This window comes from Rhodococcus sp. MSC1_016 (genome assembly GCF_023667485.2).
Classification (GTDB): Bacteria; Actinomycetota; Actinomycetes; order Mycobacteriales; family Mycobacteriaceae; genus Rhodococcus_F; species Rhodococcus_F oxybenzonivorans.
Genome location: NZ_JAMOZI020000001.1, coordinates 4,061,685 through 4,076,842, shown reverse-complemented (window position 1 = coordinate 4,076,842; position 15,158 = coordinate 4,061,685). Strand labels below are relative to the sequence as shown.

General features: G+C 65.8%; 14 protein-coding genes. 3 read left to right on the top strand and 11 right to left on the bottom strand.

Going from position 1 to position 15,158, the window contains the following annotated elements; translation table 11 throughout:
- Positions 1–2: 2 nt before the first annotated feature.
- Both L1080_RS18835 and L1080_RS18830 read right to left on the bottom strand, forming a co-directional pair.
- Positions 3–3,149 carry a multicopper oxidase family protein gene (locus tag L1080_RS18835; protein ID WP_250774825.1) on the bottom strand — a complete coding sequence of 1,049 codons (3,147 nt, stop codon included), beginning with the start codon at positions 3,147–3,149 and terminating at the stop codon, positions 3–5.
- A gap of 120 nt (positions 3,150–3,269) precedes the next feature.
- The gene (locus L1080_RS18830) at positions 3,270–4,037 is read right to left on the bottom strand and encodes a hypothetical protein (protein ID WP_250774827.1); all 768 of its coding nucleotides are present in this window, start codon (positions 4,035–4,037) and stop codon (positions 3,270–3,272) included.
- Between the two features lie 209 nt (positions 4,038–4,246).
- On the opposite strand from L1080_RS18830, the gene L1080_RS18825 reads away from it, so the two are divergent.
- The gene (locus tag L1080_RS18825) at positions 4,247–6,487 is read left to right on the top strand and encodes an NADP-dependent isocitrate dehydrogenase (protein ID WP_250774829.1); all 2,241 of its coding nucleotides are present in this window, start codon (positions 4,247–4,249) and stop codon (positions 6,485–6,487) included.
- Positions 6,488–6,514: 27 nt separating this feature from the next.
- Here the strand turns inward: L1080_RS18825 and L1080_RS18820 are convergent, their stop codons facing one another.
- From L1080_RS18820 to L1080_RS18800, 5 genes are all read right to left on the bottom strand, one after another.
- A complete protein-coding gene (locus L1080_RS18820; protein ID WP_250774831.1) occupies positions 6,515–7,147 on the bottom strand; it encodes a hypothetical protein in 633 nt (210 codons plus the stop codon).
- A gap of 65 nt (positions 7,148–7,212) precedes the next feature.
- On the bottom strand, positions 7,213–8,406 hold the full coding sequence (locus L1080_RS18815) for an ABC transporter permease (protein WP_250774833.1): 1,194 nt from the start codon (positions 8,404–8,406) through the stop codon (positions 7,213–7,215).
- On the bottom strand, positions 8,403–9,299 hold the full coding sequence (locus L1080_RS18810) for an ABC transporter ATP-binding protein (protein WP_250774835.1): 897 nt from the start codon (positions 9,297–9,299) through the stop codon (positions 8,403–8,405). The genes L1080_RS18815 and L1080_RS18810 overlap by 4 nt, the downstream gene beginning before the upstream one ends.
- 32 nt (positions 9,300–9,331) lie before the next feature.
- Complete coding sequence (locus L1080_RS18805; protein WP_250775050.1) at positions 9,332–9,871, bottom strand: hypothetical protein; 540 nt, start codon at positions 9,869–9,871, stop codon at positions 9,332–9,334.
- 22 nt (positions 9,872–9,893) lie between these two features.
- The gene (locus L1080_RS18800) at positions 9,894–10,199 is read right to left on the bottom strand and encodes a helix-turn-helix transcriptional regulator (RefSeq protein WP_250774837.1); all 306 of its coding nucleotides are present in this window, start codon (positions 10,197–10,199) and stop codon (positions 9,894–9,896) included.
- A 146-nt stretch (positions 10,200–10,345) separates the two neighbouring features.
- Here L1080_RS18800 and fdxA point away from each other — a divergent pair, with 146 nt between their 5' ends.
- On the top strand, positions 10,346–10,672 hold the full coding sequence (gene fdxA / locus L1080_RS18795) for a ferredoxin (protein WP_005244047.1): 327 nt from the start codon (positions 10,346–10,348) through the stop codon (positions 10,670–10,672).
- A gap of 1 nt (position 10,673) precedes the next feature.
- On the opposite strand, the gene L1080_RS18790 is transcribed toward fdxA, so the two are convergent.
- On the bottom strand, positions 10,674–12,311 hold the full coding sequence (locus tag L1080_RS18790) for an ABC-F family ATP-binding cassette domain-containing protein (RefSeq protein ID WP_250774846.1): 1,638 nt from the start codon (positions 12,309–12,311) through the stop codon (positions 10,674–10,676).
- A 61-nt stretch (positions 12,312–12,372) separates the two neighbouring features.
- Positions 12,373–12,966, bottom strand: a complete 594-nt coding sequence (locus L1080_RS18785) for a class I SAM-dependent methyltransferase (protein ID WP_109327485.1) — start codon at positions 12,964–12,966, stop codon at positions 12,373–12,375.
- Positions 12,967–13,104: 138 nt separating this feature from the next.
- Here L1080_RS18785 and L1080_RS18780 point away from each other — a divergent pair, with 138 nt between their 5' ends.
- Positions 13,105–13,959, top strand: a complete 855-nt coding sequence (locus L1080_RS18780; RefSeq protein WP_250774848.1) for an aldo/keto reductase — start codon at positions 13,105–13,107, stop codon at positions 13,957–13,959.
- Here the strand turns inward: L1080_RS18780 and L1080_RS18775 are convergent.
- Positions 13,956–14,399: a cupin domain-containing protein gene (locus L1080_RS18775; protein ID WP_159919929.1), complete on the bottom strand. Its 444-nt coding sequence runs from the start codon at positions 14,397–14,399 to the stop codon at positions 13,956–13,958. The genes L1080_RS18780 and L1080_RS18775 overlap by 4 nt on opposite strands.
- Before the next feature lie 32 nt (positions 14,400–14,431).
- Entirely contained in the window at positions 14,432–15,145 is a 714-nt protein-coding gene (locus tag L1080_RS18770) for a hypothetical protein (RefSeq protein WP_159919931.1), read from the bottom strand.
- Positions 15,146–15,158: the final 13 nt, after the last annotated feature.

The following is a 15,158-nucleotide window of genomic DNA, read 5'->3' as shown; positions in this document are numbered from 1 at the left end:
ATCTACCGCCCACCGAGCGGCACCGGTCCGCTCGGTGCGGGAAGGGGAGGCAGAACGCCCAGTGGGGACGGCACGAGGGTGCCGGCCTGCGGGTCGGCCCTGCCGAGCCCGAACTTGCGGACCTCGGCGCCGCCCGGTCCGGCACCACTGACGAGGAGATCTGCGCCCGTGGTGGTGCTCGTGGTGGCCACCTGCACGCCGCTGCCCGGGAACGGCACGAAGGCGGCGATCTGCGTGAAGGTGACGGGCCCCGAATGATGGTTGGGACTTTCGAGATACATCGCCGGTTCGCCGTCGAGTCGTGAACCGCTCGACCAGACGCGAACCGTGCCGTCGCCGCCGAGCATGCCGGTGACGATGCTCTGAGCGCCGCCCTCGGCGCCCGCGACCCACCCGGTCGACAGGGAGACGCCACCGGTATAGCCCTCGTCGAAGGCCAGGAAGTCCGAGGTGGTCACAGGTCCGGCAGCGTGGCCGGCATGCTCGTCCGCCGATCCGCTCGCCTCGGCCGCGGCGGTCGGGGTGTACAGGTCGTAGCGAAAGGTCTTGACGCGGGGTGCTTCACCCGGACCGGGCGCGGTGACGATGCTGTCGCGGCCCGAGACGGCGTCGACCATGCCGGTGGCAACTGTGACACCCGACGTCGATCCTGGGTACGGCGTGAAGCTTCCGAACAGCCCGGGGGCCGTGCCCTTCTCGCCGGGAAGGCCGAAAATCTTCACTTCCGACTCGATTCCGGGACCGGAGCCGACGATGATGTTGTCGGCCAGGGCGTTGCCGTCGATGTCCGCGCCTGCGACGGTGACACCACCGCGGAATTCAGAGTCGAAGGGCGCGAAACGGGTGAGCTCGGAGAGGAACTCGTCTGCTCCGTCGTAAGCCACCACCTCGGGTGCCACACCCGCACCCGTGCCGGCCACGAGGTCGAGCACCATGTCGCCGTCGACGTCGGCCATGGCGACGGTCGGCGTTCCCTCGAACGAGGGAAAGGGCGTGGCGGTCGAGACGAGCCTGTCACCGTTGCCGTCGTAGACCTGCACGGTCGCCGCCCTGCCCGGTGATCCAGGTACCGCGACCGCGTACGTTGACACCTCGGGGATCACGTTGACGGTGGCCATCAGCCCGTTGTCCTCGTGGTTGAGGCGATGGCAGTGGATGACGAAGGTGCCGATGTACTCGGTGAACTTCGTGCGCAGCGTCACCGAGGCCGGTACGAGCGGATTCTCGTTCGCGTCGGTCACCGGCGCCGGCACGTTGACGTTGTCCTCACCCCACATCTGCACCCCTGTCCTCGTGCCTGCGACCGGGTCCACGATCTCGGTGACCTGAAAGTCGTTGACGTGGATGTGCATCGGGTGTTCGTCGTTGTTGAGATTGGTGATCAGCCACTCCTCGACGGAGTTCAGCCGGGGCTGAATCAAGGGAATGTTGGGGAAGGTGTTGTCGTCGAACTCATAGGTGAATGCCTTGGGGTCGCTGTTGCTGGCTTTCTCGTTGCCGAAACCGCCCGAGACGGTGAGGGTGCGTTTCACGTCGGGCGTCATCGCCGACGTGTCGACGAAAGACGTGTAGGCGTCGAGTTTCTGCCCGGGTTCGAACGGTGTGGTCCGTCCCTGGCCGTCGTCCGGTGTGGCCTGGATGAGCTTCTGCGTGGGAAAGGTGAAGAACCCGTCGGCGTAGCTGATGACCGACGGATCGACGGTGACGGTGCCCAGAACGGCGGGCGGGTTCTCGGTGCCGTCGTTCGTGTACAGCACACCGGGATTGCTGACCGGCTGCGCGTTGTCCAAGGGCGGCATGTCCAGCACCAGGTCGCCGGTCTGCGGCATCGTCACCGCAATCGCGTACCGCGACGCCGGCGGGATGACGAGCCGGGTCCCGTCACCGCCGACGGGCCTCTCGACCTGCGGGAAGGGATTACCGTCCTGGCCGACCACCGCAAATTTCGGGTGGTTGCCCGTCGCCGTCTCGGTGAGGCGCAGCGGCATGTAGGCGAAGTCGCTGATGTTCGCGAGCACCCAGATTTCGGTCTGTCCCGGTTTCAGCTTCAGTTCCGGCTGGAACTGGCCGTTCACCGTGTACTGCACATCGCGCTGATTGTCCGGCAGGGACGGATCTGCGGGGATGTTCGTCGTGTCGCTGCTGAAACTCTGCAGGTTGCCGGGCACGAACTGGTTCTGTCCCCGGTGGTTGGCGGGTGACAGCGGTCCGCTGTACCAGTTGGTGAAGTACTGGGCGCCCTCCGACGTCTCCGAGAAGTTCACCGGGGCCAGGCTCGGCGAGTAGGTGCCGTCGGCAAGCTGATCGCCTTCGGGAGGCGTCAGCGTGCTCACGTACTGCGGCCAGTTCGGGTCGTTCAGCTGATGCCCGCCGCCCTTGCGGTCGAACACGAAGTTGTACTGCAACGCCATGTCCCGGATCGGGATGTCGTTCTCGGTCACCAGCGGCAGGTTGCCGTCCGGACGCCCGATCTCGAGGAGTCCCGCGAGCCCGAGATATGTCTGCTGCGCCGTGACCGTGTGGCGGTGGCTGTGATACCAGTACAGGCCGTTCGGCATGTCCTTCGGCACCGCGTAGTCGTAGACGTTGCCTTTGCCCGCCGGGATGTCGAGTAGGACGTTGTCGGCGTTGCCGTCCGGACTGACATGAAGTCCGTGGGTGTGGAGATTGAGCGGTGACGACGTCAGAGCCGGTGGGTAGATCGGTACGTCCCCACCTGCGGGTGTGAAGGCGGGATCGTAGAAATCTTCGATCGTCAGGTTCTGCAGGTCGTTGTCGTAATGGATGATCAGACGCTCACCCGCATCGACCCGCAGTGTCGGGGCCGGGTAGACGCCGTCGGCCTCCGTCGAACCGTCGGAGGCCTTGCCTCGGAGAACCTCGTACCCGAAGAGCAGAAAATTCGATACCGGCGCCGAGGCGGTGTCGAGGTCGACGGTGCCCTGGCGGGCCGAGAGCCGCACTTCGAGGACCCCGCCGTCGCTCGTCAGCTTCACCGGCTCCTGGTACGCGACGGGCGTGCCGTCCGGCCCGGAATTGCCACCACCCACGGTGGCCGTCTCGGATGCGCAGCCGGCGAACATCAGAGTGAGCGACGTGACCATCGTGACAGCGACCAGGACGACCGGCCTTCTACGACGGACGACCATGACGTTCCCCGTTCCACGACCGCACGTGAGCAGCGCCGATCGACATATCGAACGCTACACGGCACACACGGCCGCAATCAGGGGATTCATGCCTTCACCCGCTCACGACACGGCACGGCCTCAGCCCCTGTCGTAGTCGCGTAGGTACTCCGCCAGCGGAGCGTGCCGTTGTATCCGCGACACGGCGATCCGGCGCGCCACCACCCACATCAACGCGGAGATGACGACGGCGAGGACGACGCACGGCGCGAAAGTGGAGGTGTCGATCCGGGTAGGCGCATCCGCGGGTCGCACGAAGCGCCACAGCGCGACTGGGGCGACGGCAACCGCCACCGACAACGCCGGGAACACGCCGTAGGGAAGTACCAGCAGGATCAACCATCGGACGACGACGGTGCGCCAGCGGGCGCGTTGCTCCCACCGCCACCGCAGGGACCGCTGATGATAGGGGAAGAACACCCCCACCAGACTCGACCCGGCCAGCGGACCGAACGGACACAACGCCACAGCGACGACCACCACGGCAGTGAACATCCAGTCCCGCTCGGCGAAACCGACGACGATCGCGATGGTCGCGCACAGCGGCGCGATCAGCATCCACAACGCCACCGCCTTGGCGCCGAGAATCCTGCGCAGCGCGGCGCGGTCGTCGAGCGAAGCGAGAACTTTCTCCCGGTCCGGTGCCAGCACGTTGGTCGCGGTGACATCGGCGTACATCCAGCCGGCCAAGGCCAGGGCGAAACCCGACGGTCCGGTCCACTCGAACAACCAGTTCCGCGGCAGCAGGAACCAGGCCCCGATCATCAGGACGGCGTTGAACGCGACGGTCGCAAGAGTGTCCGCGGGGTTGCGCCAGATTCTGATCCACTCCGCGTGAAGAGCGGCCACGACGTTCAGGGTAGAGCGCGCGCCATCGGACGTAGGTCTGTTTCCCGTGCGTCGAGCGGTCGACGAAACCAACGGCAGTGAAGCGGAGTTCGGAGTACCGGGCACCGGCGCTCGAATATGGTTCTATTGATCTCGCACGTAGCCTGGTTTTCGTCGCGATGCCACGAGCACCTTACGAAAACGGACCGAACTGACGCGGGAGAACAAGCATGAGCGCCGATAAACAGTCGACCATCATCTACACGCTGACCGACGAGGCGCCGTTGCTTGCGACCTACGCCTTCCTGCCGATCGTGCAGACCTTTGCCGAGGCCGCGGGCATCGAGGTCGAGTCCAGCGACATCTCGGTTCCGGCGCGCATCCTGGCCGAGTTTCCCGAGTGTCTGACCGAAGAGCAGCGTGTCCCGGACAACCTCGCCGAGCTGGGTCGTCTGACACAACTGCCCGAGACCAACATCATCAAGCTGCCCAACATCAGCGCGTCTGTGCCGCAGCTCCTGGCCGCCATCAAAGAGCTCCAGGGCAAGGGCTACCAGATTCCGGACTTCCCGGACCCCCCGAAAACCGACGAGGAACGTGAGATCCGGCAGCGCTACGGCAAGATCCTCGGCAGCGCGGTCAACCCGGTCCTGCGTGAGGGCAACTCCGATCGCCGCGCACCCAAGGCGGTGAAGGAGTACGTCCGCAAGCACCCGCACAGCATGGGTGAGTGGTCGATGGCCTCGCGGAGCCACGTGGCGCACATGCGGCACGGCGACTTCTATCATGGCGAGAAGTCGATGACGCTCGACCGGCCGCGCACGGTGAAGATGGAGCTGGTGACCAAGGGCGGCGAGACGATCGTTCTCAAGCCCGGGGTGGAACTGGGTGAGGGCGACATCATGGACAGCATGTTCATGAGCAAGAAGGCCTTGCTCGATTTCTACGAGGAGCAGATGGAGGATGCGCGCAAGACGGGCGTGATGTTCTCCCTTCACGTCAAGGCGACGATGATGAAGGTCTCGCACCCCATCGTCTTCGGTCATGCGGTGAAGACGTTCTACAAGGACGCCTTCGCCAAGCATCAGAAGCTGTTCGACGAACTGGGCGTCAACGTCAACAACGGCCTCGCCGACCTCTACGACAAGATCGAGAAGCTACCCAGCACGCAGCGGGAGGAAATCAGTCGGGATCTGCACGATTGCCATGAGCACCGTCCCGAGTTGGCCATGGTCGACTCCGCCCGCGGCATCTCGAACTTCCATTCGCCCAGCGACGTGATCGTGGACGCCTCGATGCCCGCGATGATCCGCTCGGGCGGCAAGATGTACGGCGCCGACGGACGGCCCAAGGACGTCAAGGCAGTGATGCCGGAGTCCACGTTCGCGCGCATTTACCAGGAGATCATCAACTTCTGTAAGACCAACGGCGCGTTCGACCCGACGACGATGGGTACCGTCCCCAACGTCGGGCTCATGGCGCAGAAGGCCGAGGAGTACGGCTCGCACGACAAGACCTTCGAGATTCCGGAGGAGGGCGACGCCAATTTCGTCGATGTCGACACCGGTGAGGTGCTGCTCACCCAGCACGTCGAGGCGGGCGACATCTGGCGCATGTGCACCGTCAAGGACGCGCCTATCCGCGACTGGGTCAAGCTTGCGGTCACCCGGGCGCGTAACTCCGGCATGCCGGTCCTGTTCTGGCTCGACCCGTACCGCCCGCACGAGAACGAGCTGATCAAGAAGGTCGAGCTGTACCTGCAGGATCATGACACCGAGGGCCTCGACATCCACATCATGTCGCAGGTGCGCTCGATGCGGTACACGCTGGAGCGGCTCATCCGCGGGATGGACACCATCGCCGCGACCGGCAACATCCTGCGCGACTATCTCACCGACCTCTTCCCGATCCTGGAACTCGGCACGAGCGCCAAGATGCTGTCGATCGTGCCGCTGATGGCCGGCGGCGGCTTGTACGAGACGGGCGCCGGCGGGTCGGCGCCCAAGCACGTCAAGCAGTTGGTGGAGGAGAACCACCTGCGCTGGGATTCGCTCGGGGAGTTCCTTGCCTTGGCCGTCAGCCTGGAGGACCTCGGGATCAAGACCGGCAACGATCGGGCCAAGATCCTGGCCACGACGCTCGACGCAGCCACCGGTCGGCTCCTGGACACGAACAAGAGCCCGTCGCGCAAGACGGGCGAGCTCGACAACCGGGGCAGCCAGTTCTACCTCGCGATGTATTGGGCGCAGGAACTCGCCGCGCAGACCGAGGACGAGGAACTGGCACAGCACTTCGCCCCGCTCGCCGAGGGGCTGGCCGAAAACGAGGACACCATCGTGCGGGAACTCATCGAGGTTCAGGGCGAAGCGGTCGACATCGGCGGCTACTACAAGCCGGACAGCGACAAGACGGTCGCCGTGATGCGGCCGAGCAAGACCCTGAACACCACGCTGGCGGGCGCCCAACGCTGAGCCCGAACGCCCGGGCGATCTTTCGGTTCAGGTCCGCTCTGCCACCGGTGGTGTGACCGCCAGGTCGTCGAGCAGCCCCAAGAATGCCCGGGTTCGGGGGAGGTCAGCGGTGACCGCCGCGACAGTGGTCCAGTCGACCTGTTCGCGTAGTGCGCGGGCGACCGGCAGCATCGGCACGAAGTTCCACCGATGAGCATCGAGATGACGAAGTTCGTCGATCATCAGATCGGTTGCGCTGAGGACCGGTGCCCAGATCTGCCCGATTCGCATCGTCTCGGCCCGTTCGAGGAGTCCGTGCCCGGTCCCGGTGGTGCGGGACGGATACAGCAGGGTGATCCGGTGATCGCCGTCGACCAGCAGGCGTGACCCGAGCCGGGGGGAAACGAGGGGCCGCATCCCGCCCGTCGCCAGCGCAGCCCTTGCCCCGGCCAGGTGAGTGTCCGAGGCGATGATGGTCACCGGGTGCTCGGCCGGCGGTCCGCCGCGGGCGTACACCGCGCAGTCCCCGCCCACCGCGAACGGCACTTCGGCGGCCGAGAGCAGGGACACCACCCGCCCCAGCGTTCGCATCAGCTGGGCTTCGCGGTTTGCAACCTTCCGGACGGTGGGGTATTCCTTCGCCCACGGCACACGATGGCGCGACAGGTGTTCTGTGGTCATGACCCTGGATACCCGGCGCTCCGGACCTCAACCGTGCGACGGGTATTCCCGGGAGATGCGCGACACTAGCGTCCCAGTGCCTCTTTCCACGACACCACCTTGCCGATACGCAGGATCGAGCGCTGGTAGATCTTGGCGGCCAGCACACTCAGCGCGGCAGTCACGGCGAGCATCAGTGCCACGGTTGCCACGACCTGCGTGGGTGATGCCACGCCGGCCGCGATCCGCAACGGCATCAGGATCGCGGAGAACGGCGGGATCCAGCTGAGTACGTTGCTCACTGTGCCGTCGGGGTCGCTCACCGAGGAGAACGCGCTGAAGAACATGATGACGATCAAGACCATCAGCGGTGACGCCGTGGCGTTGACGTCTTCCTGCCGGGACACCATCGACCCTGCAGCGGCGTAGAGCACGGCGAAGAACGCGAAACCGAGGACGAACCAGCCGAGTGTGCCCACCAGGACCCCGAGTGCCGTACCGGTCACGGTGAGGGTGCCGGTGGCGAGGCCTGCGCCCACGCCGGCCACCCCGTACGCGGCCAGCTGCAGCAGACCGACGGCGCCGATACCGATGACCTTGCCCCACAACAACTGCAGTGGCCGCAGCGTCGACAGCAACAGTTCCACGACGCGGCTCGACTTCTCCTCGACGACGCCCATCGCGACGTACATCCCGAACATCATGATCTGCATGTAGAGCAGCACCACCACGGCAACCGACAATGCCACCCGCTGCCCCTTCTCCGGGTCGGGCGGGTCCAGGGCGTCGACCGTCACCACGGCCTTGCCGGCTTCCTCTGCAAGTTGAGCGGGATCGACACCCTGCGCCGTCAGTGCTTCGGCCTGTGCTCGTTGCAGCACGGCGCCGTCGATCACGGCACGTAGGCCGGAGCCGATCTCCGATTCGGTGACCGCGGTGGCAGAGCCGTCGGCGCCCGGGATGAGGACCACGTCCAGATCACCGTTCTCGACGCGTTCGCGGCCGGCCTGTTCGCTGTCGATCGCCGTCACCTCCACCGGGGTGGCCACGGCGTCCCCGGTCGCGACGAGAACCGGTGCGAGCGCCTGGTCGCCGACGACGCCGATCTTCGCCCGGTCGTCGCCGCCGCCCGAAAAGAGCGAGTAGGCGACGATTCCGCCGATGATCGCGAGGAGAATGATCACGTTGCTGATGAGGAAACTCTTCTTGCCGACCTGTGTCAGAAACTCGCGGCGGGCTACCAAGCCGATGGCACGGACAGGACTCAGTGGGGCGCTCATGCCGTCACGACCTCTCGGAACATTTCGGTGAGGGACGGCCTATGCAACGAGAATTCGTGCACCGGGCCGGTTTTCAACGCGGTGTGGAGTATCAGCTGATCGTCCACGTGTGGTTCGAGCGACAGCAGGGTCCGGCCGTCGACGTGGCTGATCGTGGTCACACCGTCGAGGTGGTGCGCCCACCCGACGGGAGCTTCCGGTGCATACACGTCGAGTTGGACGTTGCCGGCGCCGCGTAACTCCTCGACAGTCCCGACCGCACGCATCTTCCCGGACGCGATGATGCCCACCCGGTGGCACAGGCGCTGCACCAGTTCGAGCTGATGGCTCGAAAAGATCACCGGGACACCGGTTCGCGCCTTCTCCAGCAACACGTCGCTCATGACGTCCACGGCGACGGGATCGAGCCCGGAGAACGGTTCGTCGAGCACCAGGACCGCCGGATCGTGGACCAGCGCTGCCGCGAGCTGGACTCGTTGCTGATTACCCAGCGAGAGTGCATCCACGGTGTCACCGGTGCGGTCCGAGATGCCGAGGCGTTCGGTCCACCGGCCTACCGACTCGCGGGCAGCCGCGCGCGTGAGACCGTGCAGCTCCGCGAGATACGCGAGTTGCGCACCCACTTTCATCTTCGGGTACAGCCCGCGCTCCTCGGGCATGTAGCCGATGGTCCGTCGCACCTCGAGGTCCACGGGCTTGTTCCCGAGCCGCACCTCACCCGAGTCGGCGGACAGAACGCCGAGGGCGATACGCATCGTGGTGGTCTTTCCGGCGCCGTTGCTGCCGACGAATCCGAAGATCTCGCCGGGCCGCACGTCGAACGAGAGGTCGTCGAGTGCGACGACGTCGCCGTACCGTTTGGAGATGCCGTCGATCGTGAGGGTGTGAGACATGGGTCCTTCCCATTTCGGAGGGCGAGAAGTTGTCATGGCGTCAGGTCTTCCGGTTCCGGATCGGGTTGTGTCCAGCCCAGAATCATGGCCGGGGTGCATCCGCCGACCATCAGCGCGGTGACCACGAGGAGACCGGCGGCGTACGGCACGTTGCTGTGATCGCCGTCCTGCGCGCCGACGAAAATCAGGTACAACCCGGGAACGAGCGTCAGCAGCTGGGTCACCGTGAGTCCGATCGACCGGGCGCTGTTCCGCTGCTGGATCTCCCACTCGTCGAGTGCATCACGGGGTGCGTCACCCTGCCGTCCGGAGACTATCTGCAACGTCGTCCACAGTGGGAAGAAGAAGAGGCAGGCGGGAAGCCACAGCAGTGGTCCCACCGCCATGTCGAAGTGGCACACGATCCCCACGGCGACCATGAACACGAATGTGAGCGCAAGGAGCACGACGAGTAGCCGCCGGCGGCGCTGTGTCCGCCACCCCGGCAGCCACGTCCGATAACGGGCTTCGTTCTGCAAAAACCTTCGGGTGCGGAAACCCTGGTACCGCTCCAACAGAGTCGTGTCAGGCAGAGTTGTATCAGGCAGAGTCGTGTCAGGCATCGGAACTCCTCTCGCTTCCTGTTTCGCGCACCGGACGGGTGTTGTGGTAGAGCTCAGTGGACAGTGGACCGAATTCGGTCCGGGAGAAGATCGCCTCCACGGGTAGCTCGAACACCCACGCGATGCGGAAGGCGAGGTCCAGGCTGGGGTAGTGGTCGCCCCGTTCCAGCGCGCCGACGGTTTGCGGATTGACGTCGATGAGGCCCGCCAGCTGTGCCCGGCTCATCCCTCGCTCGGCGCGAAGCACCCCGATGCGGTTGTAGATGGGAAGAGACTCCCCCCGGCGAACTGGACTCACACACAGAAGTGTTGTGAAAACCCAACGATTTGTCAATTGTGGGCAACGATCCGCGCGCCGAAGTCGACTTCGGTTGACCACGGGCAATTGAGTGGCAGAGTGGAGGCGATTCGCGCCGGACGGCAGGAAAGGCCAGGATTACTGACGTGACGTATACCATCGCCGAGCCCTGTGTCGACGTTCTGGACAAGGCATGCATCGAAGAGTGCCCGGTCGACTGCATCTACGAGGGTGGTCGGATGCTCTACATCCACCCCGACGAATGCGTCGACTGCGGAGCCTGTGAGCCCGTGTGCCCCGTCGAAGCCATCTTCTACGAGGACGATGTCCCCGATCAGTGGGTGGAATACACGAAGGCGAACGCCGACTTCTTCGACGACCTGGGGTCGCCGGGAGGTGCGGCGAAGCTGGGCAAGGTCGACTACGACCCGCCGTTCGTCAAAGCCCTGCCTCCCATGGCCGAGGGCGACTGACCTACTCCTCGAACAGCCGGCCCGCATCCATCCGCCACCGGCGGGTGCTGCGGGTCGTCTCCAGCATCCGGCGGTCGTGGGTGACGAGCAGCAGGGTGCCGTCGAAATTTTCCATCGCCTGCTCGAGTTGCTCGATCGCCGGAAGGTCGAGATGGTTTGTCGGCTCGTCGAGCACCAGGAGATTGACTCCGCGGGCCTGCAACAACGCGAGTGCCGCCCGGGTGCGCTCGCCGGGGGACAGCGACGACGCGGGACGCAATACGTGGTGGCCCTTCAATCCGAATTTCGCGAGCAGTGTTCGCACGTCGGCGTCTGCCCAGTCCGGCACCTGGGCGGCGAACGCGTCGGACACCTTTTCCGCGCCTTCGAACAGGCCGCGCGCCTGGTCGATCTCGCCGATCGCCACACCCGAGCCGAGCGACGCGCTACCCGCATCCGGAACGAGCTTGCCCAGCAGTACCTTCAGCAGCGTCGTCTTGCCGGAACCGTTGGCGCCGGTGATGAGGATGCGATCACCCCAGTCGACCTGGGTGGTCACGGGCCCGAACGCGAAGTCGCCGACGCCCTGGGTGATCGTGGCACCATTCGCCGTAGCGACCACGGACCCGCTGCGCGGGGCAGCAGCGATCTCCATGCGCAGTTCCCACTCCTTGCGGGGTTCCTCGACCACGTCGAGTCGCTCGATTCGGCGCTGGGTCTGACGGGCCTTCGCGGCCTGCTTCTCGGTCGACTCGGTACGCAGGCCCTTTCCGATCTTGTCGTTGTCCTTCGCTTTCCGCCGCGCGTTGCGGACGCCGTGCTCCATCCAGTTGCGCTGCATCTGCGCGCGGTCTTCCAGCTCCGAACGGGTGCCCGCGTACTCGTCGTAGGCCTCGCGGGCATGCCGTCTGGCGATCTCGCGCTCCGCGAGATACGACTCGTAGCCGCCGTCGTACACGGCGATCTGCTGCTGAACCAGGTCGAGCTCGACGATGCCGGTCACCGTGCGTGCAAGGAATTCGCGATCGTGGCTTACCACCACCATCGCTGCCCTGCTGTCCGCGACGAAACGCTCGAGCTGTTCGAGCCCGAGGAGATCGAGGTCGTTGGTCGGCTCGTCCAGCAGAAGGACGTCGTAGCGGGACAGCAGCAGCGACGCCAGCCCTGCCCGCGCGGCCTGCCCACCCGACAGGGCCGTCATCGGGGCGGTCAGCGGCACCCCGAGCCCCAGCTCGGCGACCACCTTCTCGGCACGTTCGGCGAGATCGGCTCCGCCCAGCGCCAGCCACCGTTCGAGAGCGGGGGAGTAGAGATCCTCCTCCGACTCGCCCAGGGTTTCGGCTGCGGCGTTCATCGCGTCCTCGGCCACGGTGACGCCGGTGCGCCGTCCCAGGAAATCGAGAACTGTCTCACCCGGCACACGCTCGGGCTCCTGCGCAAGGTAGCCGACCGCGGCGTCGGGTGGGCTGAGGATGATGCTGCCCTCGACGTCGGCCGATCCGACGCCGGCCAGAGCGGTGAGGAGGGTGGATTTGCCTGCGCCGTTGGCGCCGACCAGGCCGGTGACGTCGCCGGGGGCGACAGTCAGGTCGAGGCCGGAGAACAGTGTCCGCTCACCCCGCGAAGCCGACAGTCCGCTGATGCGCAGTGTTGCAGTCACCTGGGCATTATCCCCCGTGCGCACTTGTGCACCGCGGGCGGTGGACAAGTGCGCACAGGGGTCAGCGCTTGACGAGGCGGAACCAGCGGGGGTCGGCCTTCTTCAGCGGCCCGGGCATGCCCGTGGTGTCGGCGTCCACGTCGGAAGTCAGCTTCCACGCCTCGAAGGTGCGCTCGACGTTGGAACGGGAGGCACCGCGGGGGAGGGGTCCCCGGTGACCCGGGCCGAATGCGAACATCAGGAGAGTGGCTCCCGGTTCGGTGACGGTGGTGACGTTTTCTGCGTACGCGATGCGGTCGGCGTCGCTCATGCCGTGGTAGCACCCGACGTCGAGGACGAGGTGGTAGCCGCGGCCGACGGTGTGCTCGAGATCGGTGGCGTCCGCACGGAGAAATCGCGCGTCGACGCCCGCCTTCCGCGCCTTGGAGCGTGCCTTGTCCAGCGCGAGCTGGACGGTGTCGATTCCGGTCACGTCCCAGCCTCGCCTGGCCATTTCGATGGCATGGTCGCCCGTCCCGCAGCCGACGTCGAGGACTTTGCCCGGTGGGGTGTCGCACGGGTCGAGCAGACCTTCGATCTGATCGCCGAAGATTCGGCCCGCTTTTACCCAGGGTGTGATCTTGAACCGATAGGCCAGTTCGTACCCGAGGCCCATGCTCGCCCCTTCCGATGGGTGCGTCCCCACCTGAACACACCACTACCGACCGATTACCCGCTCCCCACCGGACGACACGCGACGTCCACATCCTGAGACTGAGGAACATCCTCGTCGGGTGTCCGGTTGGATTCACCTATGGGTTTCAACACTGCACAGAGTCCTGTACCTGTACCTACGGTCACGCTGAGCGACGGGAACAGCATTCCTGCGCTGGGCTTCGGTGTCTGGCAGGTACCCGACGACGAGAGCTACGGCGCGGTCACCGAGGCGCTGAAGGCGGGGTACCGCAGCATCGACACGGCGCGCATCTACGAGAACGAGGCCGGGGTGGGCCGTGCGCTGGCCGACTCGGGCATCGCTCGGGACGAATTGTTCGTCACGACCAAGCTGTGGAACGACGATCAGGGCTACGACTCCACGCTCCGCGCTTTCGACGCGAGCCTCGGCCGGCTGGGCCTCGAGTATGTGGACCTCTACCTCATCCACTGGCCGGTGCCGTCGGCGGATCGATACGTCGAGACCTTCAAGGCTTTCCAGAAGATCAAGGCCGAAGGGCGCGCCCGTTCGATCGGCGTTTCCAACTTCACGCCGGCCACCCTCGAGCGCCTGATCGCCGAGACCGGTGAGGTGCCGGTTCTCAACCAGGTGGAACTTCATCCTCGATTCAACCAAGCCGAGTTGCGGGCTTTCCACACCGGGAAGGGAATCGCGACCGAAGCGTGGAGCCCCCTCGGACAGGGCACCATCCTCGAGGACGAGTCGATCACCGCAATCGCGGCGGCACACGGTAAGTCGACAGCGCAGGTGATTCTCCGCTGGCATATTCAGATCGGGAACGTGGTGATCCCGAAGTCGGTGACCCCTGAGCGCATCGCCGCCAACATCGACGTTTTCGACTTCGAATTGTCCCCCGACGAGATCAACACGATCGGCTCCCTCAGCCGCCCGGACGGCCGTCTCGGCGGCGTCCCGGACACGTTCGCCGGCTAGACCAGCCGAAAATCCTCGAAGTCGAAACCCGGGGCGACGACGCAACTGACGAGAGTCGGTTCGTCGCCCGCCGGAGTGGCGCGCTGCCAGTGTCGGGGCGGGACCAGTAGCTGTGGCTGCTGGCCCGCCGCGACGTCGGGTCCGAGAATGTGCGCTGCCGGGGCGTCGGGTTCGCCGCCGTCACCACCGAGGTCGAGGCGCAGTGGGCTGCCCCGGTGGTAGAACCAGATTTCGGCACTGCGCACCGTGTGCCACGCCGACTGCTGATCGGGCAGCAGGAGGAACAGGATCGCGGTGCCTGCCGACCGCGGTCCCGGATAGTCGGCGGGCAGACTTTCGGCGGGGACGGTGATGTCGCTGCGCCACGTCTCGCGATACCACCCGCCCTCCGGATGAGGAGTGAGATCGAGGGTGCGCGCCCAGTCCGGAAGATCTGTCATGAACCCATTGTGTTCTGCCGATGGCGCACCCGTCACTCGGTCGGCCGATGGCGTTCCGGCTCATACGGCTCGAAAAACGACTCGCCGACCACGAACATGCCGCGCTGTGGCAACCAGAAGTCTCCCAGTCTCGCTTGATGATCGAGCGGTCCAGGCGGACCGATGTCGACGCCGTCGACCATGGCCCGGCTGTCGTCGACGGTCCACAGCATCCGTGGATTGGCGCGGAACCATTGGCCGTTCGACACCGTCCCGGTGAGGCCGACCTTTCCGGCGCGCAGCACTGGTCCCGCCACCTTCGACATCGCGGACAGCACCTTGTCGCTCCGCCACCAGGCCGCAGGCATGAGGCGGCCGATCCCGGTCATCGCCGCGGTGGCAACCGAGCGACCGAGCTCGAGTTCCCACACGATCTTGTGCCGTATCTCCACGGTGAAAGCGCGCGGACCGGTCCACTGGACTGAAATATCATCCACCCGTGCATCTTCGAGTTCCGAGCCGAAGTAGCGCGCGCAACTCGAGCTGGGTGGGACGCTGCTGTAGATCACCCAGTTCCCGGCCGGGTCGCGATGCCACACCGAGTCGTACCCTTCCCCGACCGAGCTCGCCGGGAAATGCCGGAACGCGAGGTAGTGCCCGCTGGCGAACGGCAGGCCCATCACCCCGTACCCCGCGAAACGCTCCTCGTTCAAACCGGCGGGAAGCGGCGTGTCGCGTTGGGCGATCGATCGCGGGCTGTCCGTCATCACGGCCTCCTCG